Annotated in this window: 26 protein-coding genes; 13 read left to right on the forward strand and 13 right to left on the reverse strand. The window is 65.6% G+C overall.

Annotated features, from left to right (window positions below; all coding sequences use genetic code 11):
• The first annotated feature begins 18 nt into the window (after window positions 1-18).
• Complete coding sequence (locus tag H7K34_RS09490; protein WP_264061641.1) at window positions 19-1,230, forward strand: Rv3212 family protein; 1,212 nt, start codon at window positions 19-21, stop codon at window positions 1,228-1,230.
• Window positions 1,231-1,274: 44 nt separating this feature from the next.
• On the opposite strand, the gene H7K34_RS09495 is transcribed toward H7K34_RS09490, so the two are convergent.
• On the reverse strand, window positions 1,275-2,075 hold the full coding sequence (locus H7K34_RS09495) for a ParA family protein (RefSeq protein WP_108920946.1): 801 nt from the start codon (window positions 2,073-2,075) through the stop codon (window positions 1,275-1,277).
• 74 nt (window positions 2,076-2,149) lie between these two features.
• Here H7K34_RS09495 and H7K34_RS09500 point away from each other — a divergent pair, with 74 nt between their 5' ends.
• Genes H7K34_RS09500 through H7K34_RS09510 form a run of 3 tightly spaced genes read left to right on the forward strand, consistent with a single transcriptional unit; the run spans window position 2,150 to window position 4,331 of the window.
• A complete protein-coding gene (locus H7K34_RS09500; RefSeq protein WP_264061642.1) occupies window positions 2,150-2,755 on the forward strand; it encodes an acid phosphatase in 606 nt (201 codons plus the stop codon).
• Window positions 2,752-3,852, forward strand: a complete 1,101-nt coding sequence (locus tag H7K34_RS09505; protein WP_264061643.1) for an isochorismate synthase — start codon at window positions 2,752-2,754, stop codon at window positions 3,850-3,852. The genes H7K34_RS09500 and H7K34_RS09505 overlap by 4 nt, the downstream gene beginning before the upstream one ends.
• Window positions 3,849-4,331, forward strand: a complete 483-nt coding sequence (locus H7K34_RS09510) for a GNAT family N-acetyltransferase (protein ID WP_264061644.1) — start codon at window positions 3,849-3,851, stop codon at window positions 4,329-4,331. The genes H7K34_RS09505 and H7K34_RS09510 overlap by 4 nt, the downstream gene beginning before the upstream one ends.
• Here H7K34_RS09510 and H7K34_RS09515 read toward each other — a convergent pair.
• Window positions 4,283-4,711 carry a hypothetical protein gene (locus tag H7K34_RS09515; protein WP_264061673.1) on the reverse strand — a complete coding sequence of 143 codons (429 nt, stop codon included), beginning with the start codon at window positions 4,709-4,711 and terminating at the stop codon, window positions 4,283-4,285. The genes H7K34_RS09510 and H7K34_RS09515 overlap by 49 nt on opposite strands.
• A 117-nt stretch (window positions 4,712-4,828) precedes the next feature.
• Here H7K34_RS09515 and H7K34_RS09520 point away from each other — a divergent pair, with 117 nt between their 5' ends.
• Window positions 4,829-5,794 (forward strand): diacylglycerol/lipid kinase family protein, encoded by a 966-nt coding sequence (locus H7K34_RS09520; RefSeq protein WP_264061645.1) that lies wholly within the window; start codon window positions 4,829-4,831, stop codon window positions 5,792-5,794.
• A gap of 275 nt (window positions 5,795-6,069) precedes the next feature.
• A complete protein-coding gene (gene whiB1 / locus H7K34_RS09525) occupies window positions 6,070-6,324 on the forward strand; it encodes a transcriptional regulator WhiB1 (protein WP_036467351.1) in 255 nt (84 codons plus the stop codon).
• Window positions 6,325-6,349: 25 nt separating this feature from the next.
• Here whiB1 and H7K34_RS09530 read toward each other — a convergent pair whose 3' ends face one another.
• Both H7K34_RS09530 and H7K34_RS09535 read right to left on the reverse strand, forming a co-directional pair.
• The gene (locus H7K34_RS09530; RefSeq protein ID WP_108920951.1) at window positions 6,350-7,852 is read right to left on the reverse strand and encodes a sensor histidine kinase; all 1,503 of its coding nucleotides are present in this window, start codon (window positions 7,850-7,852) and stop codon (window positions 6,350-6,352) included.
• A 49-nt stretch (window positions 7,853-7,901) separates the two neighbouring features.
• Window positions 7,902-8,117, reverse strand: coding sequence for a biotin/lipoyl-binding carrier protein (locus H7K34_RS09535; protein ID WP_108921016.1), 216 nt, complete (start codon window positions 8,115-8,117; stop codon window positions 7,902-7,904).
• A gap of 214 nt (window positions 8,118-8,331) precedes the next feature.
• Here H7K34_RS09535 and H7K34_RS26900 point away from each other — a divergent pair, with 214 nt between their 5' ends.
• The gene (locus H7K34_RS26900; protein WP_011728008.1) at window positions 8,332-8,406 is read left to right on the forward strand and encodes a 50S ribosomal protein bL37; all 75 of its coding nucleotides are present in this window, start codon (window positions 8,332-8,334) and stop codon (window positions 8,404-8,406) included.
• Between the two features lie 31 nt (window positions 8,407-8,437).
• On the opposite strand, the gene rsrA is transcribed toward H7K34_RS26900, so the two are convergent.
• Together rsrA and H7K34_RS09545 are read right to left on the reverse strand one after the other, a co-directional pair.
• Window positions 8,438-8,734: a mycothiol system anti-sigma-R factor gene (gene rsrA / locus H7K34_RS09540; RefSeq protein ID WP_108920952.1), complete on the reverse strand. Its 297-nt coding sequence runs from the start codon at window positions 8,732-8,734 to the stop codon at window positions 8,438-8,440.
• A complete protein-coding gene (locus H7K34_RS09545; RefSeq protein WP_264061676.1) occupies window positions 8,731-9,393 on the reverse strand; it encodes a sigma-70 family RNA polymerase sigma factor in 663 nt (220 codons plus the stop codon). Before H7K34_RS09545 ends, rsrA begins: the two co-directional genes overlap by 4 nt.
• Before the next feature lie 304 nt (window positions 9,394-9,697).
• Here H7K34_RS09545 and H7K34_RS09550 point away from each other — a divergent pair, with 304 nt between their 5' ends.
• Window positions 9,698-10,546 carry an SDR family oxidoreductase gene (locus tag H7K34_RS09550; RefSeq protein ID WP_264061648.1) on the forward strand — a complete coding sequence of 283 codons (849 nt, stop codon included), beginning with the start codon at window positions 9,698-9,700 and terminating at the stop codon, window positions 10,544-10,546.
• 4 nt (window positions 10,547-10,550) lie between these two features.
• Complete coding sequence (locus H7K34_RS09555) at window positions 10,551-11,039, forward strand: aminoacyl-tRNA deacylase (protein WP_264061650.1); 489 nt, start codon at window positions 10,551-10,553, stop codon at window positions 11,037-11,039.
• Between the two features lie 3 nt (window positions 11,040-11,042).
• On the opposite strand, the gene H7K34_RS09560 is transcribed toward H7K34_RS09555, so the two are convergent.
• Both H7K34_RS09560 and H7K34_RS09565 read right to left on the reverse strand, forming a co-directional pair.
• Window positions 11,043-11,927 carry a cyclopropane mycolic acid synthase family methyltransferase gene (locus H7K34_RS09560; RefSeq protein WP_264061654.1) on the reverse strand — a complete coding sequence of 295 codons (885 nt, stop codon included), beginning with the start codon at window positions 11,925-11,927 and terminating at the stop codon, window positions 11,043-11,045.
• A 341-nt stretch (window positions 11,928-12,268) separates the two neighbouring features.
• Window positions 12,269-12,859: an HdeD family acid-resistance protein gene (locus H7K34_RS09565; protein WP_264061656.1), complete on the reverse strand. Its 591-nt coding sequence runs from the start codon at window positions 12,857-12,859 to the stop codon at window positions 12,269-12,271.
• 139 nt (window positions 12,860-12,998) lie between these two features.
• Here H7K34_RS09565 and H7K34_RS09570 point away from each other — a divergent pair, with 139 nt between their 5' ends.
• Window positions 12,999-14,417, forward strand: coding sequence for a phytoene desaturase family protein (locus H7K34_RS09570; RefSeq protein ID WP_264061658.1), 1,419 nt, complete (start codon window positions 12,999-13,001; stop codon window positions 14,415-14,417).
• Here the strand turns inward: H7K34_RS09570 and H7K34_RS09575 are convergent.
• Genes H7K34_RS09575 through H7K34_RS09590 form a run of 4 tightly spaced genes read right to left on the reverse strand, consistent with a single transcriptional unit; the run spans window position 14,414 to window position 18,615 of the window.
• Window positions 14,414-15,430 (reverse strand): zinc-dependent alcohol dehydrogenase, encoded by a 1,017-nt coding sequence (locus H7K34_RS09575; RefSeq protein ID WP_264061660.1) that lies wholly within the window; start codon window positions 15,428-15,430, stop codon window positions 14,414-14,416. The genes H7K34_RS09570 and H7K34_RS09575 overlap by 4 nt on opposite strands.
• A complete protein-coding gene (locus H7K34_RS09580; protein ID WP_264061661.1) occupies window positions 15,427-16,620 on the reverse strand; it encodes a sulfotransferase family protein in 1,194 nt (397 codons plus the stop codon). Before H7K34_RS09580 ends, H7K34_RS09575 begins: the two co-directional genes overlap by 4 nt.
• 4 nt (window positions 16,621-16,624) lie before the next feature.
• Window positions 16,625-17,374, reverse strand: a complete 750-nt coding sequence (locus tag H7K34_RS09585; RefSeq protein WP_264061662.1) for an SDR family NAD(P)-dependent oxidoreductase — start codon at window positions 17,372-17,374, stop codon at window positions 16,625-16,627.
• Window positions 17,371-18,615: an alkyl sulfatase dimerization domain-containing protein gene (locus H7K34_RS09590; protein WP_264061663.1), complete on the reverse strand. Its 1,245-nt coding sequence runs from the start codon at window positions 18,613-18,615 to the stop codon at window positions 17,371-17,373. The genes H7K34_RS09585 and H7K34_RS09590 overlap by 4 nt, the downstream gene beginning before the upstream one ends.
• A 64-nt stretch (window positions 18,616-18,679) precedes the next feature.
• Here H7K34_RS09590 and H7K34_RS09595 point away from each other — a divergent pair, with 64 nt between their 5' ends.
• The 3 genes from H7K34_RS09595 to H7K34_RS09605 are packed head-to-tail and all read left to right on the forward strand — an operon-like array spanning window position 18,680 to window position 20,362.
• A complete protein-coding gene (locus H7K34_RS09595) occupies window positions 18,680-19,450 on the forward strand; it encodes an SDR family NAD(P)-dependent oxidoreductase (RefSeq protein ID WP_264061664.1) in 771 nt (256 codons plus the stop codon).
• Window positions 19,451-19,453: 3 nt separating this feature from the next.
• Entirely contained in the window at window positions 19,454-20,071 is a 618-nt protein-coding gene (locus tag H7K34_RS09600) for a TetR/AcrR family transcriptional regulator (protein WP_264061665.1), read from the forward strand.
• Window positions 20,072-20,125: 54 nt separating this feature from the next.
• A complete protein-coding gene (locus H7K34_RS09605) occupies window positions 20,126-20,362 on the forward strand; it encodes a hypothetical protein (RefSeq protein WP_264061666.1) in 237 nt (78 codons plus the stop codon).
• Here the strand turns inward: H7K34_RS09605 and H7K34_RS09610 are convergent.
• Window positions 20,359-21,225, reverse strand: coding sequence for a 3-hydroxyacyl-CoA dehydrogenase family protein (locus H7K34_RS09610; protein WP_264061667.1), 867 nt, complete (start codon window positions 21,223-21,225; stop codon window positions 20,359-20,361). The two genes, H7K34_RS09605 and H7K34_RS09610, sit on opposite strands and share 4 nt — an antisense overlap.
• Between the last annotated feature and the right edge of the window lie 193 nt (window positions 21,226-21,418).

Raw genomic sequence — 21,418 nt, forward strand, 5'->3', positions numbered from 1 at the left:
TGAATCGACGGCCCAGGCATGGTGAAACCCGAACGCCGCACCAAGGGCGATCTGTTGACCGCCGCGGCAATCGCGGTCGTTGTCGCCGCAATCGCCTCGCTGATCTGGTGGACCAGCGACGCCCGAGCCACGATCAGCCGCCCCGCGGCGACACCGGCACCCAACCCGAGTTTGGCCCGCGAGGTGCCGGCCAGCCTGAAGCAGCTGTGGACCGCCGCCAGCTCCGCCACCACGGCACCGGTGATTGTCGGCGGAACGGTCACCACCGGCGACGGTCGCGAGGTGGACGGGCGCGACGCCGGCACCGGCCAGACGCGCTGGAGCTACTCCCGCGACACCGACCTATGCGGCCTGTCCTGGGTCTACCACTACGCGGTCGCGGTCTACCGCGACGACCGCGGTTGCGGCCAGGTCAGCACCATCGACGGATCCACCGGCCGCCGCGGGGCCGCCCGCAGCAGCTACGCCGACCCGCAGGTCCGCCTGTCGTCGGACGGCACGACGGTGTTGTCGGTCGGCGACACCCGACTGGAGCTGTGGCGTTCCGACATGGTCCGGATGCTTGCCTACGGCGAGACCGACGCCCGGGTGAAGCCGTCCTCGCGCGGACTGCACTCTGGATGCAAGCTGGCGTCGGGAGCAGCCAGCTCGCTGGAGGTTGCGGTGCTGGAGAGCTGCGCGAATCAAGCCAACCTGCGACTCGCGTTGTTGCGCCCGGGCAAGGAAGACGACGAACCGCAGCAGCATTTCGTCGCCGAGCCCGGGATCACGGCGAACTCGGGCGCTCGCGTGCTGACGGTGTGGCAGAGCAACACGGCGGTGTATCTGCCGCTGCCGCAGCCCAGGGTCGACGTCGTCGATGAGATGGGCACCACGGTGGCGAGCACGCTGCTGCCCAAGCCGCCGTCGAACTCGGCGGTCTCGCAGGCGGGCAACCTGGTGACCTGGTGGACCGGCGATTCCGTGCTGGTCTTCGAGGCGAGCAACCTGACCCTGCGCTACACCGTCGCCGCGGGCGAGCGGACGGTCCCGTTAGGCCCCGGCACCATGATGGCCGGCAAGCTGCTCATCCCGGTCACCGGCGCGATCGGTGTCTACGACCCGGTGACGGGAGTCAATGAGCGCAACATTGCCGTGGATCGGGCGCCGAGCAACCAGGCGGTCGTTCCGGCCGTGTCCGGCTCGCACGTGTTCGAGCAGCGGGGCAACACCGTGGTGGCCCTGGGCTAGACGCCGTCGACGCCCACCCAAAATGCGGTGGCCCGGGCTGATGCTTACGCGTCGATGGCGAACGTCGGCAGCGGTTTGCCGGACTTCCAGTGTTTGAGCAAGGCCTGCGCCAGCGTGGAGTAGGCCACCGCGCCTTTGTTTTTGCGCCCCGCCATCACCGATGAGCCCGACGCGCTGGCTTCGGCGAAGCGCACGGTACGCGGGATCGGCGGCGCGAGCACCGGCAACTCGTAGCGGTCCGCGACGTCGAGCAGCACATCGCGGGTGTGGGTGGTGCGCGAGTCGTACAACGTCGGCAGCGCGCCCAGCAGCCGCAGATTCGGATTGGTGATCTGCTGGACATCGGCGACGGTGCGCAGGAATTGGCCGACACCGCGATGCGCCAGCGTCTCGCACTGCAGCGGCACGATCACCTCATCGGCGGCGGTCAACCCGTTGAGGGTCAGCACCCCCAGCGACGGCGGGCAATCGATGACGACGACGTCGAATTGATCGGAGACTTTGGCCAGCGCACGCTTGAGCGCGTACTCGCGCCCGGCCCGCATCAACAGCATCGCCTCGGCGCCCGCCAAGTCAATGTTGGCCGGCAGCAGCGTCATTCCCTCCATCGTGGTGACCAGCGCGGCGCTCGGCTCGATCTCACCGAGCAGCACTTCGTGCACGGACAGGGGCAACTTGTCGGGATCCTGCCCAAGCGAGAACGTCAGACAACCCTGTGGATCCAGATCGACAAGCAACACTCGCCGGCCCTTATCCACCATCGCCGCGCCCAGCGAGGCAACCGTTGTCGTCTTGGCGACTCCGCCCTTCTGGTTGGCAACCGCCAATACACGCATCTCACTCACTCTGCCATCCTGGCATGTTCGAGGCCGGGAGCTAAGTGCGACGGGCCCGCAAGTCTCGGGCAGAATCAGTCGATATGGGCTTGCACAACCACCGACTAGTCTTGCTGCGTCACGGCGAAACCGAGTGGTCGTTATCGGGCCAGCACACCGGTAGCACCGAGATCCAGCTGACCGAAAACGGCCGAACGCAGGCCGAGCTGTCCGGCGGCGTGCTGAGTGGGTTGAGCCTCGAGGACCCCGTGGTGATCAGCAGCCCGCGTCAGCGCACTCTGGTTACCGCCGAGCTGGCCGGCCTGACCGTCGACGAGATCTCGCCGCTGCTCGCGGAGTGGGATTACGGCGAATACGAAGGCGTCACAACCGAAAAGATCCGCGAAACCGTCCCCGATTGGCTGGTGTGGACGCACGGGTGTCCCGGCGGGGAAAGCGTCGCAGAAGTCTGCGAGCGCGCGGACCGGGCCATCGCGATGGCCTATGAGCACCTGGAATCGCACGACGTGGTGTTCGTCAGCCACGGTCACTTTTCCCGCGCGGTGATCACGCGCTGGGTCGAGCTGCCGCTCGTGGAGGGTCGCCGATTCGGCATGCGGACCGCGTCGGTCGCGATGTGCGGCTTCGAGCACGGAATACAACAACTCCTTGCGCTCGGGCTGACCGCTGCGCCGATCGCGGCAGGGTGAGTTCGGTCCAGCCGCCGTTCGCGCTATGCGGCCCGCGGGGCACCCTGATCGGCGAAGGGGTGCGGACGCGCTACAGCGATGTGGGCGTCGCCCAAGCCGCTCTGACGTCGGGATCGATCCCAATAGTGTTGGGCGCGTTGCCCTTCGACGTAGAGCGACCCGCCGCGTTGCTGGTGCCGGATGCGGTACGCCGCAACGACGCGCCGCCCAACTGGCCGACGGGTCCACTGCCTCGCGTGCGTATCGCCGCGACCATCCCGCCGCCGGCCGACTACCGCGCCCGGATCAGCCGCGCGCGGGATGAGCTGAGGGCACCCGACACCTCGCTGAGCAAGGTGGTGCTGGCCCGGGCATTGCAACTGGCCGCCGATAACAGGCTGGACGCGCGCGTCATCCTGAGCCGGCTGATCGCCAACGACCCGACGGCGTATTGCTATCTGGTCGACCTGACCGCCGCCGGCACGGACTACGCGGGCGCGGCGCTGGTGGGTGCCAGCCCGGAACTGCTGGTCGCGCGCGACGGCGACCGGGTGATCTGCAAGCCGTTCGCCGGTTCGGCCCCACGCGCCGCGGATCCAGAAATCGATACCGCCAACGGCGCCGCGCTGGCCGCGTCCGCCAAGGATCGTCACGAGCATCAGCTGGTCATCGACACGATGCGGGCGGCCCTGGAGCCGCTCTGTGACGAGCTGCTCATAGCGCCCGAACCGCAGTTGAGCCGCACGGCGGCGGTATGGCACCTGTGCACGCCGATCAGCGGCACACTGCGCGATAAGTCAACCACCGCAATCGATCTGGCGCTGGCCCTGCATCCCACCCCGGCGGTCGGAGGGGTGCCGGCCAAGGCCGCGTCCGAACTCATCGCCGAACTCGAAGGCGACCGCGGCTTCTATGCCGGGGCAGTGGGCTGGTGCGACGCCAACGGCGACGGCTGTTGGGTGGTGTCCATCCGCTGCGCGCAGCTGTCCGCGGACCGGCGCAGCGCGCTGGCCCGCGCCGGCGGCGGCATAGTCGCGGAGTCGGATCCCGACGACGAAGTTGACGAGACCACAACAAAATTCGCCACGATACTCAACGCGCTGGGAGTCGAGCAGTGACCGAGCAAATCCGCCGAGCCACACCCAAGGACACCGCCGACATCACTGACATGATCCACACGCTGGCCGAATTCGAGCACGCCGCCGATGATTGCACTGTCACCGAAAAGCAGATCTCTGCAGCGCTTTTCGGTGATTCAGCGACCGCGTACGCACATGTCGCCGAAGTCGACGGCGAGATCGCCGCGATGGCGCTGTGGTTCGTCAACTTCTCTACGTGGGACGGCGTCTCGGGCATCTACCTCGAAGACTTGTTCGTACGCAACAGGTTTCGCCGCCGCGGCCTGGCCCGCGGACTGCTGTCGGCCCTGGCGGCCGAATGCGTCGACAACGGCTACACCCGGTTGTCCTGGGCGGTGCTGAACTGGAACACCGACGCGATCGCGCTCTACGACGAGGTCGGCGGGCAACCGCAGACCCAGTGGACCACCTACCGGCTGTCCGGGCCGGCACTGGGCGAGTTGGCCGGCCCGCGCTGATCGCCAGCGGCGACCCAGCGCAGCGCCGAGGGGCTGAAGAGCAAGATCAGCGCGGCGAGCGCCACCGCGGCCACCGGGATGCCGAGGCCCGGCCGATGTGAGCCCACCGCGACATACCAGGCCACCGGCAACAACAACAGCTGAGTGAACACCGCCAGCCCGCGCCCCCAGCGCTTACCGATCACCAGCGCGCGTCCGGCCGCCAGCACCGCCCCGCCGAGCAGCAGGAACCAGACCGCGGTGCCCAAACCGTTGACCACCCGCTGGTCGGCTCCGGCGACGGCGCGCACCACCAGGACCACGGCCATCGCCAACGCGGCCAGGCCTTGGGCCGCGACGATGAATCCCGCGCGACGAACGGCGGACGGGGGCGGTGGTATCTCCTGGTTTCGGGAACCGCGATTCACAGCGCCAGCGTAGCCACGCTGACGCATCCCCCTCGGAGCGGCGGTTCCCCCACAGCGGGGCCTTAACCGTCCGGCATAAGCTCGTGCGTCATGCGCGCCGTGCTGATCGTAAACCCAGCAGCAACGTCCACCACATCGGCCGCCCGCGATCTGCTGGCGCACGCACTCAAGAGCCGCCTCGAGCTCACCGTCGAGCACACCAATCATCACGGTCACGGCACCGAACTCGGCCGCGCGGCTGCCGAGGACGGGGTGGACTTGGTCGTCGTGCACGGCGGCGACGGCACGGTGAGTGGCGTCGTCAACGGCATGCTGGGCCGTCCCGGTGCGACGCGGTCGGGGCACGTTCCCGCGGTCGCGGTGGTGCCCGGCGGTTCGGCGAATGTGCTGGCGAGATCACTCGGAATCTCCCGCGATCCGGTCGCCGCCACCAACCAGCTCATCCAGCTGATCGACGACTACCAACACCACCAGATCTGGCGACGCATCAGCCTGATCGACTGCGGCGAGCAGTGGGCCGTGATCAACGCCGGAATGGGCGTCGACGCCGAGGTGGTCGCCGCGGTGGAAGCCCAACGGAACAAGGGCGTGAAGGTCACGCCGTTGCGGTATTGGCGGGTGGCGGTGCCGGCCACGCTGCGCTACAGCCGCCGCGCACCCGAGATGACACTGGAGTTGCCTGGCCGCGATCCGGTTTCGGGTGTGCAGTTCGCCTGGGTGTCCAACACGACTCCCTGGACCTACAGCAACAGCAGGCCAATGGTGACCAACCCGGGTTGCAGCTTCGAGTCGGGCCTTGGCGTGTTCGCAGTCACCAGCATGAAGGTGATTCCCACGCTTCGATTACTGCGCCAGATTCTCTCGAAGCAGCCGAACCCGGAAGCGAAACAACTTGTCCGCGACGACGACACGGCTTGCCTGCGGATCACTTGCAGCGGCGAGCCAGTCGCCAGTCAATACGACGGCGAGTACCTCGGGCTGCGCGATTCGATGACGTTCCGAGCGGTGCGCGATGCGCTGCCCGTGGCGGCGCCGCCCCAAAGCAAAGCCCGCTGACCTGTGGGAATCGGCCGGATCGGCCGGAAATCGTCGCCAGAGTAACCGGCGAGTGTAGTACAACGGAGTAAGGGCCTGGCTAAGCCTTAATCAAAGTGAGATAGCCCACGCACTAACTCACGCTATTGACATCTGTTGTGCCTGTGAAACGATCGAAAGGTTGCATGCAGAGATTTTGTGGGGGTACCGAACGGACCCTTGCCGATGCAAGCGTTAAGAGCCGAAGAAATAACGCCCGTGCGCGATGCTGCGCACATAGTGAGGAGTAACTACTTATGGATTGGCGCCACAAGGCGGTCTGTCGTGACGAGGATCCGGAGCTGTTTTTCCCGGTGGGGAACAGCGGGCCGGCTCTCGCGCAGATCGCTGACGCGAAACTGGTCTGCAATCGGTGTTCGGTGACCACAGAGTGCCTCGGGTGGGCCTTGAACACCGGTCAGGACTCCGGCGTGTGGGGCGGCATGAGCGAAGACGAGCGGCGCGCACTCAAGCGCCGCAACGCCCGGACGAAGGCCCGCAGCGGAGTCTGACCCAGTCTCTAGACAGCGCGGGCAGCTACAGCAGTAATCTGGACCGCCGGCCGATCGGCACCCGCAGCACCACATCGGTGCCGCCGCGGGGCGCTTGACGCATTCCCAGGGTGCCATCCAGCTCCGCCGCTACCAGGGTGCGCACGATCTGCAGGCCCAGGCTGTCGGACTTCTCCAGGCTGAACCCTTCGGGCAGTCCCCGTCCGTCGTCGTGCACCACCACGTCCAGCCAGCGCGCCGAGCGCTCGGCGCGGATCGCCACCGAACCTTCCTGAGCGGCCGCGTCAAACGCATGCTCGATCGCGTTCTGCACCAGTTCGGTGATCACCATGATCAGTGCCGTTGCCCGGTCGGAGTCCAGCACACCCAGATCGCCGACCCGGTTGATCCGAATCGGCCTGTCCACCGAGGCCACGTCGTTCATGATCGGCAGGATCCGGTCGATCACCTCGTCGAGATTCACCTGCTCGTCGACCGACATCGACAACGCGTCGTGGATCAGGGCGATCGACGACACCCGGCGCACGGATTCGATCAGGGCCTCCCGGCCTTCGGCGTTGACCGTCCGGCGGGCCTGCAGGCGCAGCAACGCGGCAACCGTTTGCAGGTTGTTCTTCACCCGATGGTGGATCTCGCGGATCGTCGCGTCCTTGGATATCAGGGCCCGGTCGCGGCGTTTGACCTCGGTCACGTCGCGAATCAGCAGCGCGGCGCCGGTGCTGGCGCCGTGTACCACCAGCGGCAAGGTCCGCAGCAGCACCGTGGCGCCGCCGGCGTCGACCTCCATCCGCATGCTTTTGCCGCCGGCCAGCAAGGCCTGCACGTGCTCGGCCATTTCTTGTGCTTCGAATGAGTCGGAGATCAACGGCCGCGTGATCCGAATGAGGTTGTGGCCCTCCAACTCACTCGTCAGTCCCATGCGGTGATACGCCGACAGGGCATTGGGGCTGGCATAGGCGACCACGCCGTCGACGTCGAGGCGGATGAATCCGTCGCCGACTCGTGGCGTCGAACGCGACATCGCGACGTCGCGCACGTCGGGAAACGTGCCCTCCGACAGCATGTGAACGAGATCAGCGGCGCATTCGCGGTAGGCGGTCTCCAGCTGCCCGGAGTTCTGGTGATCCGCCAGCGAGGTTTGGTGCTGTGTGAGCACCGCCACCACCTGGTCGGCGTAGCGCACCGGGGAGGCCGCGACGTGCGGCCCGGGCAGCTGCCACGAGTCTTGTTGGCTCGCACCGGCTTTCCGCGCAGCGGCGCCCGACGCGAAGGTTTGGGCGACCAGCGGTAGCCGCTCGCCGGCCACGACGCTGCCCACCGAATCGGTCTGCAGAAGGGTGGGCGCGGTGTTCGGCCGGCATTGCGCCACACACACCAGCACGCCGTCGTCGCGGCGAACCCACATCAGATAATCGCCGAACGACAGGTCGGCCAGCAGCTGCCACTCCCCGACCACCGCATGCAAATGGTCTACGGCGTTGCCGGGCAGCATCGTGTGTTCGGCAAGAAGATCACCGAGCGTGGACATCAAATACTCCCGTGTCGTCCCACGGCGGTAGGTACGAAGCGCCGAGCGGCTAGCTGATCACGGCGATAAGGTCGCCCGCCTGTATGACATCGCCGACCGACACACTCACCTTGCTGACCGTGCCATCGATTTCGGCCAAGACCGGAATCTCCATCTTCATCGACTCCAGCAGCACCACGATGTCGCCCTTGCCGATCTGGTCGCCCTCGTTGACAACGACCTCGAGCACGCTGGCCACGATCTCGGCTCGAACATCCTCGGCCATCTTCACCCCACTCGTTTGGGCCATTCCGCATGCTGACTGCTGGTCCGGGCTTCTATCAAGCTCATGTATATCGAACCACAACATCATCGGGCACAGCGGCGCGCGTGCTAGCGCCGGAGGGGTGAAATGCCACGGGCGTCGCCGTGAGAGAATAGACGGCAACCTGACTGGCGCTCAGCGCCGAGATCATGAACGAACGACGGAGGTTCTCCCCATGGCCAAGCGTGGCCGCAAGAAGCGTGACCGCAAACACAGCAAAGCCAACCACGGCAAGCGTCCCAACGCATAACCCCTGGTAGTCGCGCTTGCGCGAGGCGCTGCTACACGTCCCGGATGATCGTGGTGCGGCGAATCTCGAGCCGCAGCCGCTCCCGCAAGGTCGCTGGCGCCTTTTCGCCGCTGCACTTGGTCGAGATCAGCGCCTTGAATTGCTCCTCAATCCCGAAAAGCCGCAGACATGGCGGGCATTCATCGAGGTGCTGCTTCAGCTTTTGCCGCGTCTCGGGCGTGCATTCACCGTCGAGCAGCGTCCATACCTCGGCGATCAATTCGGCGCACTCGGCCTTAGTCCGCGGATCTGCACCTGCCGAGGGGACATCGGGCGGAAACTCGCTCATGACGACACCTCCTCGTGCGTCTGCTGACCCCGGGTGAAACCGCGCTCCTTGGCCACATCAGCCAGCAACGAGCGCAACTGACGGCGACCCCGATGCAGCCGAGACATTACCGTCCCAATGGGAGTGTCCATGATTTCGGCGATCTCCTTGTACGGGAAACCCTCCACATCGGCGTAGTACACCGCCATCCGGAACTCTTCCGGCAGCGCCTGCAAGGCGGCTTTGATCTCGGTGTCCGGCAATGCTTCCAAGGCCTCGACCTCGGCCGAACGCAGCCCCGTTGAGGAATGTTCGGCATTGGCCGCCAACTGCCAGTCGGTGATCTCCTCGGTCGGATACTCCGCGGGCTGGCGCTGCTTCTTGCGGTAGCTGTTGATGTAGGTGTTGGTCAGAATCCGGTACAACCACGCCTTGAGGTTGGTGCCGGCTCGGAACGACCGAAATCCGGCGTAGGCCTTGACCATCGTTTCCTGAAGTAGGTCCTCGGCGTCCGCGGGGTTGCGCGTCATGCGCAGCGCGCCACCATAGAGCTGATCGAGCAGCGGAATCGCGTCTCGCTCGAAGCGCGCCGTCAGCTCCGCATCGGTTTCCTCAACCGGGGTGGGCTCGACAGCGTCAGAACCGGTCACTGCGTCTGGGCCATCTTTGATGTCGGCCATCTCGATTAACACGGTCCCTTCTGTTGCGGCGTCGCCGGGAGGCACCGCTAGCGACCCCGGACTCGCAAATAAGCGAACAAACTGCTCCTCGCCTATTGAACTGCCTAACAAGCTCGTCGCCGTTGACACCAGATCCTCCTCCCAATCTAAAGGCTGCGACCGACAATGTTTGCCCGGGTCGCTGACACGCGTTTCTCGAGACCGATTGGATCAACAGCGCCAGCCGACGTGCTATTTCCTGTTCCGGCACAATCGGCGCGGTCCCCCGATCCGGCCGGACCCCCGATGGCGTTAGTGTGACGCCATGTCCCTGAATGGCAAGACCATGTTCATCTCCGGCGCTAGTCGCGGTATCGGCCTGGCAATCGCAAAACGCGCCGCCCAGGACGGCACCAACATCGCGCTGATCGCCAAAACTGCGGAGCCGCACCCGAAGCTGCCGGGAACGGTGTACACCGCGGCCAAGGAACTCGAGGAGGCCGGCGGCCAGGCCCTGCCGATCGTTGGGGATGTCCGCGACCCGGATTCCGTCGAATCCGCGGTGTCCAAGACCGTCGAGCAGTTCGGCGGCATCGACATCTGCGTGAACAACGCGTCCGCGATCAACCTGGGCTCCATCGCCGAGGTGCCGATGAAGCGATTCGACCTGATGAACGGCATCCAGGTGCGCGGCACGTATGCGGTGTCCCAGGCGTGTCTGCCGCACATGAAGGGTAGGGAAAACCCACACATCCTGACGCTGTCGCCGCCGGTGCTGCTGGAGAGCAAATGGCTGAAGCCGACGGCCTACATGATGGCCAAATTCGGCATGACGCTGTGCGCGCTGGGGATCGCCGAGGAGATGCGCAGCGAGGGCATCGCGTCCAACACGCTGTGGCCACGCACGCTGGTGGCCACCGCCGCGGTGCAGAACCTGCTCGGCGGTGACGAGGCGATGGGGCGGGCCCGCAAACCCGAGATCTACTCCGACGCGGCCTACGTCATCCTCAACAAGCCGTCCAAGGAGTACACCGGCAACTCGCTGCTGTGCGAGGACGTGCTGCTCGAATCGGGTGTCACCGACTTGTCGGCGTACGACTGCATCCCCGGTTCGAAGCTCGGCGAGGACTTCTGGGTGGAAGGCGTCAACCCGCCGGGGTACTCGGGTCCCTAGCCGGATGGCCGGCGCTGCGACGCCTGCCATCGCGGCGCTGACCAAGGCCGGGGTGGCGCACCAGGTCGTGAAGTTCGACCACGACCCGCGGGAGCGTTCGTTCGGTTCCGAAGCGGTCAACGCGCTGACCCAGGCCGGTGGCATTTCGCCCGAGCAGATCTACAAGACGCTGGTAATCGCGGTACCCGGTGGGCTGGCCGTCGCGATCGTGCAGGCGTCCGCCCGGCTCTCGCTGAAGGCGGCCGCCACAGCGCTGGGGGCGACCAAAGCGGCCATGGCCGAACCCACCGCGGCGGAGCGGGCCACCGGCTACGTTCTCGGCGCGGTATCGCCGTTCGGCCAGCGCAAGCCGCTTCCGACGGTCATCGATTCCGGTGCGCTCTGCTGGGAGCGGGTGTTCTGCAGCGCCGGGCGCCGCGGCTGGGACGTGGCAGTCGCCCCGCGAGACCTGATCCGGGTTACCGGCGCGGTCACCGCGAACATTGAGGCCTAGCTGTCAGCCTTTGGTCAGCGTGAACTGCGCGACGTCGGTGTAGCCCTCGCGGAAAAGCTCCGCGCAACCGGTCAGGTACTTCATGTACCGGTCGTAGACCTCTTGCGACTGGATCGCGATGGCCTCGTCACGCTGGGCCTCGAGCGCGGCCGACCAGGTGTCGAGGGTGCGGGCGTAGTGCAGGCGCAGCGGCTGGACGAGCTTGACGGCGAAGCCGGCGCGCGTCGCATGCTCCTCGACGGACTTGACGTTGGGCAGGTCTCCACCAGGGAAGATCTCGTCCATGATGAACTTCATGAACCGAAGCTTGGTCATGGTGATGGGCAGTCCGCGCTCGGCGAATTCCTCATCGCTGGGCTTGATGATGGTGTGCAACATCATCACCCCGTCGGCGGGGAGCGCCTCGTAGGCGGTTTTGAAGAAGTCGTCGTACCGGTCGCGTCCGAAGTGCTCGAAGGCGCCGATTGACACGATTCGGTCGATTTTCTCGTCGAACTGTTCCCACCCCTGCAGCAGCACTCGCTTGCTCCGCGCGCAGGGATGCTCATCAAGACGCCGCTGGACGTGCGCCTGCTGATTGCGGCTCAGCGTCAGGCCGACGACGTTGACGTCGTAACGCTCGAGCGCCCGGACGATCGTGGTGCCCCACCCACAACCGACGTCGAGCAACGTCATGCCGGGTTGCAGCCCGAGCTTTCCCAGCGATAGGTCGACCTTGGCGAACTGCGCCTCTTCGAGCGTCATGTCGTCGCGCTCGAAATAGGCGCAGCTATAGGTGCGCGTCGGATCCAGGAAGAGCGCGAAGAATTCGTCGGACAGGTCGTAGTGTGCCTGCACGTCCTCGAAATGCGGCTTCAGACCAGGAGTTTCGCTTTCCTTTGAGGACAAGGCACAACCTTTGATATCGGGGCTTAACTGGGCTTTGCGGTATGCGATCGAAATAGATCGACTTTCTGCGTGACCCAGTCTATCTGACTCGATACAGTGCGCTTCAGCGAACTAAATTGACCGCGCCGTAACTGCCACAGGAACACTCGGCTACCGCCATGATCAGCCCGGACACCACCGATGCCGCCACCTTCCCTTGAATCCAGCAAATGGTCGCACAGCACCGCTGCGGCGGCGGCGTGCGCGACCGAATTCGGGGTTGGTCAACCGGGTGAGCCCTCAACACACAACGCCGGCCGCTTAGCGACCGACGTTGTGCTCCAAGAGGTTTGGTTGCCCGGTCAAGCGGCTTTCGTCCGGCTGCGTACCTGAATGGCAGTGATCACGTCGACGATGCCGATGGCGATCAGCCAGCAGCCGGCGACCAGGGCCAGGACGGCGATCGAGCGAAGCGGCGAAACGATCAGCACGGCGCCACCGATCACAATGATCAAGCCGGACAGCACCTGCCAGCCGCGGCCGGGCATGTGATCCAGCGACAACGCCGCGCCGAGCAGCGTCATTCCGCGGAACAGCCAGCTGATGCCGATCCAGATCGCCAAAAGCGTGACAGCCTCGAATTCTTCGCGGAAGCAGAAGAATCCCAGAATCAGCGACACGATGCCGGTGATAAATGTCAACACTCTCATCGCGGCGCCGGCGTGCGAGCCGAACGCGGCGAACACGTAACCGATACCGGAAACCACCAGGTAGATGCCGAACAGGACGCCTGCCACGAACAGCGTCCGTCCTGGCCAGGCCAGGCCAGGCCAGGCCAGGACGATGATACCCAGCGCAACCGCCAGGATGCCGGTGACGAGGAGCACTTGCCACACACTGCGAGCAAGCCGCCCAAGAGGACCTTCGAAAACGGTGTCGTCGCGAATAGCCATCTCAATATCATTAGCCACCATTGGTGGAAATGAGATGTCTGCGGCGACACAATTCAGCATCGCGCACGGGTATTGCCAACAATGGACGGACGCAACCCACTGAGGTAGGAGTGCGCTCGCGGTAACGTGCACAGTGAAGATGAGTACCGCAGTAGTGGTGGGTAGTGGCCCCAACGGGCTCGCGGCCGCTATCTGCCTGGCCGCCAGGGGCGTGCAGGTCACCTTGCTCGAAGCCGCCGACGAAATCGGCGGCGGCATGCGCAGCGCCGAGGCGATTCTTCCGGGCCTGCTGCACGACCAGTGTTCGGCGATTCACCCGATGGCCGTTGGCTCGCCATTCCTGAGCAGCTTCAACCTGCAGCGGTACGGGTTGACGTGGCGCTGGCCAGACATCGATTGCGTGCACCCGCTCGACGGTGGCAGCGCCGGCGTGCTGCACCGCTCGGTGCAGCAGACGGCAGCCGGCCTGGGTCGCGACGGGGCGCTATGGCGCCGTGCGTTCGGCTACCCGGCCGCCCATTTCGACTCGCTCAGTGGCGACATCATGGGGCCGCTGCTGCGGATCCCGCATCATCCGCTGATGCTGGCCAGGTTCGGTGCGCCCACCCTGCTTCCCGCATCGACGTTCGCACGGACGTTGCGCACCGAGGAGGGCCGGGGTTTGTTCGGAGGTGTTGCGGCCCACGCCTTCCGGCCGCTGCACTACCCGATGACCTCGGCGATCGGGATGGGCCTGCTCGCGGCCGGGCACCGGCACGGCTGGGCGGTGGCCGAAGGCGGATCGCAGTCGATCGCCAATGCGATGGTCACGCTGCTGACCGACCTGGGCGGCAAGATCGAAACCGGTGTCCGGGTGCAGAATTCGTCGCAGCTGCCACTGGCGGACGTCACGCTGTTCGACCTGGCCCCAAGCGCGGTCGCGGGCATCCTCGGGGATCGTCTCCCACGCCGAATCTCGGCCGCCTTCACCAAGTTCCGGCGTGGCCCCGGTGCGTTCAAAGTCGACTTCGCCGTCGAGGGCGGCGTGCCGTGGACAAACCCGGACGCGCAGCGGGCCGGAACCGTGCATCTGGTCGGTAGCTACGCGGAACTCGCCGGCACCGAGCGAGACGTTCACGCCGGGCGAATGCCCGAGCGACCTTTCGTGCTGATAGGTCAGCAGTACCTGGCCGATCCGCAACGATCGGTGGGCAATACCCACCCGGTGTGGAGCTACGCGCACGTCCCCAACGGATACACCGGCGACGCGACGGAGGCGATCATCAGCCAGATCGAGCGGTTCGCGCCGGGCTTCCGCGACCGCATCGTCGGCCAGACCGTCCGCACCACGACGCAGATGGCCACCTTCAATGCCAACTACGCCGGTGGCGACATCATGACCGGATCGAAAGACATTCGCCAACTCACATTCGGTCCGCGAATCACATTTTCGCCCTACACTATTGGTGTTCCGGGCATGTATATCTGCTCGGCGGCCACTCCACCCGGACCGGGCGCGCATGGCATGTGCGGCGCCAACGCCGCCAGGCTCGCCCTCGACTACCTAGCTCGCCCCTAGAAGGTCAACACCACCTTGTCGGCGGCGCCGGGTGTGCCGGCGAGTTCGAGTGCCTCGCCGACGTGCTCGAATCCGATGGTGTGGCTGACGATCAGCGCGTACTTCTCCCAGTTCGCCACGAGGTCCTTGGTCACCTCGAAGATCTCGTCGGGATATCCCATAGATCCGACGATGGTGATCTCGTTGCTCATGATGTTGACGAACTCGACGGGTACCGGCTCTTTGTGGACGCCAACGATTCCCAGGGTTGCGCCCTTCTTGGCGGCGAGTAGCGCGGTATCGATGACGGCCGGCGCCCCGGCGGCGTCGAGGTAGATATCGCTGCCGGCCGCGCCCGGGGACCGCGGAAAGACACAATCGCCCTCACCGTGCAATTCGATAAGGCGCTGCACGACGCTCTCTTCGGCGGAGTTGATCACGGCGTCGGCGCCGATCTGTAACGCCTTGTCCAGCCGGGTGGGAATCAGGTCCACCACCACCACATGGCTTACGCCAAGGGATTTGAAGGCCAGCGTAGCGCCCAGACCGATCGGCCCGGCGCCGAACACGACGACCTTGTCCGTCGGCTTGGGTTTGCACTGGTTGGCACCGTGGCGGGCGACGGCCATCGGCTCGTTGAGCGCGGCCACCTCCCACGGGATGTGGCCCGGGATGACCTCGAGACTTGTTCCGCGAACGGCGTCTTCGATCAGCAGGTAGTCCGCCAGAGCTCCGGTCGCTCCCCCGTTGCCGATGATGCCGCTCGGCGCCGCCATCGGATTGATCACGACGTGATCGCCGACCGCGATACCGGACACCTGGTCGCCGACCTCGACGACTTCGCCGGCCGGCTCGTGCCCCAGCGGCGTGTGTCCCCGGCGCGGCGGGATGCCGCCGATCGTGATGTAGAAGGCATCGGAACCGCAGATGCCGCAGGCGCGCATCCGGACCAGCACGTCGCTGCGACCGGCTTGTGGCCGATCGGCGTCGATGACCTCTGCCTTGCCCGGCTCGGTGACGATTGACATTTTCATGGTGCTGCCTCGAGTTCGATGTCGAAGGTGTCAAGGTATTCGGCGAAAACCGGCTCGAGTTGTTCGACGCTCAGGCCGTATTGGTCGAGGCTGTAGGAGTTGAGCGCGAACCGGTCCTGCGGATGTTCGGTGAGCCAATTGCGCATGCGCGCTTCGGCTTCGGTTGTCAGCGGATCGCCGGCCCACGCGTAGATGCGGCGCATCACGTCCATCGGGTCGCGCATCATCTCGTGGTAGTACATGTGGAAGAAGCGGTCGTCGCCAATGCGCTCGCGGGCCCGCAGCGGCCGGTCCACGTGGTAGCGCAGCTGCCACATCGCGTTGCGCCCCATGGCTTCCAGATCGATGGCCTCGGGCTGATGCGTCATCCCCTTCGGCAGCTTCCACAGGTTGGCCAGTGACCCGGTCGCCTTGTACGGGTCGCGATGCGCCCACACCAATCGAGCGTCCGGGAACACCTTCAGCAGCGCCTCGATGTGCACCGAATGCGACGGCATCTTCAGGCTCCAGGCGCCGGGCGCGGTGGACTGCAGCACCTGCAGATAGCGCTTCTGGTACTCGTAGGTGCTGGTCATGTCGGTCTCGTCGAAAAGCCATTCGGTGTAGCGCGCGGTCGACAGGAACGAATCCCAGGACAGGCCCTTGAAGTCCTGGTTGTGGATGAACATGTCCTCGGTGGGGCCGTCGGCGTCCTCCCAGTGCGGCAGAGCCACTTTCGCCTGCGTCACCATCTGCAGGATCTTGCTCTGCTCCTCCAGCAGCGCCAGGCAGCGCGGGTCGGTGCGCAGCGTCTCGGTGGGCGCCGGCGGTATCGGATCCACGCACTGCCAGTGCAGCAGCGAGCGACGCCCCGGATCCTGGTCAAGCAGGTAGCTGATCACGGTGGTGCCGGTGCGGGGCATGCCGAGCACGATCAACGGGCGCTCGACCGGCGCGTCGAGCACCTCGGGATGCTCGCGGATATACCCGTGCACCTGCAGCCGCCGGCCCAGCGCGTTGGTGGCGTCGTCGAGGATGCGTTCCCGGCCGTGCTGCGTGAAGGCCGGCGAATTGTTGAGGTCGTCGAGGATCAGCTGCAATCCGTCTCGCCAAGAGTCGGAATCGATTTCAGTGCGGCCGGTGCGTTGTGACGCCAACTTGAAGACGTCGTCGGGGGTCGCGATGTTGGCAAAGCTTTTCGGATCGCTCATGGCTCTAGACCGTCAGGTAGCCGCCGTCCACGGCGATGGTGCTGCCGGTGATGTACGACGCGGCATCGGTACACAAGAACAGCGCCGCGCCGGCGCAGTCCTGCGGCGTACCGGGTCGGCCCAGCGGGGTGTGGAAGCCGATCTCGACGTCCATGATTTCCGGCACGCCCATGGCCGGGTGCGTCATTCGGGTGTCGATCAGCCCGGGTGCGATCGTGTTGACCCGGATTCCGTCGTTGGCCCAGCGACGAGAAAGGTTCATCGTCAACGCGACCAGACCCATCTTCGAGGAGGCGTAGCCCGGGACGAAGACCGCCGAACGGAACGCGGACATCGAGACAATGCTGACGACGCTGGCGCCGCCGGACGCCTCGCTCGCCGTCAGGCGTTCATGACAGCGCATCGTCAACCTCATGGGGCCCAACATGTTCTGCGTCACCGACGCGACGTAGCCATCCGGGTCGTATTCATCGCCGGCGGGATAGGGGCCACCCGCGTTGTTGATCAGGACGTCGAGTTCACCCAGCGAGTCCGCCAGGGCGTCGACGGCGTCGGGATCCTGGATCTGGCACTGGCGGTAGGTGAATGCGCTCAGGTCCGTCTCGGGATAGTCCGTGGCCGATCCGCGGGTGCCGGTGACGGTGACGCTGGCGCCCGCGTTGGCGAAATCGGCGGCAATCGCGTTGCCGATGCCGCTGGTGCCACCGGTCACCAGCACATTGGCGCCGGTGAAGTCGAACCTGATCGAGTTCATCTGTCGGTCCTCAATTCGTCGATAGATTTGGTGAGCCAGGCTTTTTCCCAGAAGTTTTCGGTGTCTCCGAGCAGGGCCTCGTGCGCGTCGGCGGCCACCTCGCGTGCCGCCGGATGCGCCGGCTGGGCGGTGAGAATGAGGTCGGTCAGGTGTATCGCCGGTAGCGGCCGCCCCTTGTCGACATGGGCGCGGGCCGCTTCGACCAACGCGTCGGCGCCGGCGGCGTTAACCACGTCGGCCGCAACGGAATCCGGTGCCACGTCATAGAGCTCGGTGGTGGATCGATGCCGGAACCATCCCGTGTACATCTCCCAGATGGCGCGCACGTTCCAGGACGTCTTGCCGTAGCCCTCGCCGATGTCGAGCTGGGATGGCACCTTGACGTCGCGCATCGCCGTGTGGATGTCGGCGCCTGAGTTCATCAGCTCCGCGGTGCGATCGTGAACGGCCTGCATGGCGTCGCGCATCGCGGTGACTTCCTCGGCGATGCGATCGGCACCCTCGATCGGAGCGAAGTGTCCGGTAATCAGGCGCTGCGGGGAGAAGTCCAGCACGGTGTTCAGCGATTCGATGTAGAGAATCGGGTCGCGATACCGGTCGCCGCGGATGGTCATCAGATTCGGCACGTGGCCGAACAACGGCCCGAACAGATTGCCGCTGAACAGGATTCGGTCCTCGGGCAGCCACACCACCAGCGCGTCGGTGGTCTCGCCGCCCGGCGTCCAGGTCAGCTCGAAAGCCCTTCCGCCGACCGTGAATTCATGGTGGCGGTCGAACGTCGTGGTCGGCTCGGGAAAGGAGAAGTCAATCGTCGCAGGATCGATGGTCTTGAAGTGCTCGAGGACCGCGTCGGAGAACTTCTGGAAGGCGAACGACGTCTTGGGCACGCGATAGCCCATCAGCAGATTGTTGTCGTCGCGCCAATACCGGTAGTTGCGGTGCATCACCAGCTCGGTGCCGTCGTCGCGCAGCGTGGTCACCCCGCCCCAATGGTCGGCATGCCCCTGGGTGACCACGATGGCCCGCGCCGGGCCCGCAATGTCGGCAAAAGCCTTGCGGTGTAACGGGCCTTCGAACACCAGTCCGGCGTTGACGATGACCCGACCCTCATCGGTGGCGACGGCGTAGGAGTTGGAGACGCCGGGCGACATCCAGATGTCGTTGCCCAGCGGCGTCGCAGGAGTGTCGGTTGCCGCCGCCAGATCGGCGGCCCCGGGACGCTCCCGGTGAATTCCGGCCATGACTTGCAATCCTCTACAGTTCTAGAGGTAAAGTCAATATCCTCGACGCGGGAGAAGGTGATTGATGGGACTGCGCGGTCTGGCCGAACGGGTTGCGGTGGTAGTCGGCGGCGCCACCGGCATCGGTGCCGCGACCGCCGCCCGGCTCGGGGCCGAAGGCTGCCGGGTCGTCGTGGGCGACGTCGCGGCCGGCGCCGCGGAGCAGACCTCCGCACGCATCGTCGCAGCCGGCGGCACGGCATCGCATGTCGCGTTCGACCTCGCGGATCCCGCGTCAGTCTCCGACCTGATCGACACTGCGGCAACGACTTACGGCGGGGTCGACCTGCTGTTCAATGTCGGCGCCGACATGAGCACGATCCGTGCCGACTCCGATGTGGTCGATATCGACTTCGACGTGTGGGATCGCGTGATGACGGTCAACCTGCGCGGGTACGTCGCCGCGATGAAATACGCCATCCCACGCATGCTCGCCAGCGGCGGCGGGGCGATCGTCAACATGTCGTCGGCGGCGGCGTTTCAGGGCGAGCCCGCGCGACCGGCCTACGCCACCGCGAAAGCCGGAATCGGCGCGCTGACCCGCCATGTCGCCTCCCGGTGGGGCAAGCAAGGCATCCGCTGCAACGCGGTGGCACCGGGATTCACCGCGACCGAGGCCATCCGCTCCGTTCCGCAATGGCAGGAGCTGCAGTCCGGGGCGCTCAAGCGCATCCGCGGGACGCGGGTAGGCGATCCCGAGGACATCGCCGCGCTGGTCGCCTTCCTGCTGTCCGAGGAAGGCGAATGGATCAACGGTCAGGTCGTCAACATCGACGGCGGCACCGTCCTTCGGTGACCCATGGCAGCCAGCTCACGATCCCGCAAGCGCAACGGCGACGAACGCCGGCGCGAACTGTGTGACGCCGCGATCCAGGTGCTGGCCGAGCACGGGTCGCGCGGGTTGACGCACGGGCAGGTCGATCGCTGCGCGGAAGTACCGGATGGCACCACCTCGTACTACTACCGCACCCGAGCGGCGTTGTTGCGGGGCGTCGGCAAGCGGGTCGCCGAGATCGATGTCGCCAATCTGCAATCGGTGATCGACGCGCCGCTGGAACCGCTTTCGCCGTTCGCGCACCTGGCGGAGCTGACGATGATGCAGGCCGACGGACCCGGACTGATGCTGAACCGCGCGCGGCACGAATTGCTGATGGGAGCGGTGCGCGATCCTGGTCTCGCAGAGACGTCACAGGCGTTCGTCGCCCGGATGAACGCGATGACTCACCAGGCGATCGCGCATCTGCAACCCGGCACCGACGATCCCGCCTTGCTCGACGCGCAGACGACGGCCGTCATGACGTTCATCGCGGGCGTGTTCACTCGGCTTGCCGGCGGAGACCGCACGGTCAGCAACGCCGAGCAACTCGCCCGGCTGCTCGAGGCCGTCGCGACCGCGGTGTCGCTGCAGCGCGCATAGCCATGATGGCCAAAAGCCCTGTGCAGACGTCTGACAAGGCTTAGCGTGATGCCCATGAACATGAAGCGACTCTTTGCCGCCGGTGCGCTGGCCGTTGCGGGGTTGATGACTGCCGGGCTGGGCATCAGCAACGCCGACACGATTCAGACCGAGGGCAGCTATCCGTCTCGGCAGGCATGCCAGGATGCCGGACCGGGCGTGAAGGCGACGACGCCGGGTGGCTGGAACAACTTTTGGTGTGTTCCGGACCGTGATGTTCAGGGCAACTGGCGCCTGGTTCTCAGCAACTAGTACGTGTAGAAGCCCTCGCCGGTCTTGATGCCGAGCTTGCCCGCGTCGATATAGGACGCCAGCAGCTCGCGCACGTTGAGCGGCAGGTGCGGAAGCTCTGCGGCGTAATGGTTTTCGATGTCGAGCACGACATCGAGGCCGACCAGGTCCATCATCTGAAACGGGCCGACCGACACACCCAAGGCGCGCTTGAACATCCCGTCGATATCCTCGGGTCGGGCCACGCCCTCGGCAACCACGGCCAGCGACTCGCGCTTAATGGCGGCCCAGACGCGATTGAAGATGAAACCGGTGCTCTCCTTGCGCACTTCGAAGGGATGCACGCCGAATTCGGGCAGCACGGTTAGCAGCGTGTCGAGCAGACCGCGGTCGGTCTGTCCGTTCGACATCAACTCGAGCGCGTTGATGTCCGGTGGCATGTAGAAGTGCATGTTGCACAAACGTGTTTTGTCGTGCACGTTTTCGGCCATCAGGCGCGAGGGCAGGGACGACGAGTTGGTTCCGAAAATGGTGCCCGCTGGGGCGACTTGGTCGATCTGTCCCCACAGCGCAATCTTGATGTCGAGCTTCTCCGGGACCGACTCCACGGCTAGCCAGGTTCCGTCCAACGCCTCGTCAAGCGACCCGGTGGCGGTTACGACGCCGACATCGCCAAATCCTCGGTCGGCCACCAGCTTGGGTAGTGCCTGGGTCACGAACTGCGTCGCTTCGTCACGCTGTTCGGCGCGGCGCGCATAGATGCGCACGGTTCCGCCGCGGGTGGCGAACATCAGGGCGATGCGGCGGCCCAGAGTGCCCGCCCCGATCACCGCGACCGGACGGTTTCGGATGTCGTCGAAGGCGTAGGTGTAGGAACCAGTCACAAGTGCATGTTAGCTCTGCCCGCTACCGCTTTGTGAAACCTCTTGTGTCACACGTGTTTCAATGGTTTCCCGGCGGGGTGTTTTGTCGGTGGGTCGGTCTAGTTTCGTCAGTATGAGTTGCGGTGTCATGGTCGACGGGGAGACGCTTTCGGCGGCCTTCGATGTGCTCGACACTGCGCTGGAAACCGTCCTG

This window comes from Mycobacterium montefiorense (assembly GCF_025823255.1).
GTDB classification, from domain to species: Bacteria; Actinomycetota; Actinomycetes; order Mycobacteriales; family Mycobacteriaceae; genus Mycobacterium; species Mycobacterium montefiorense.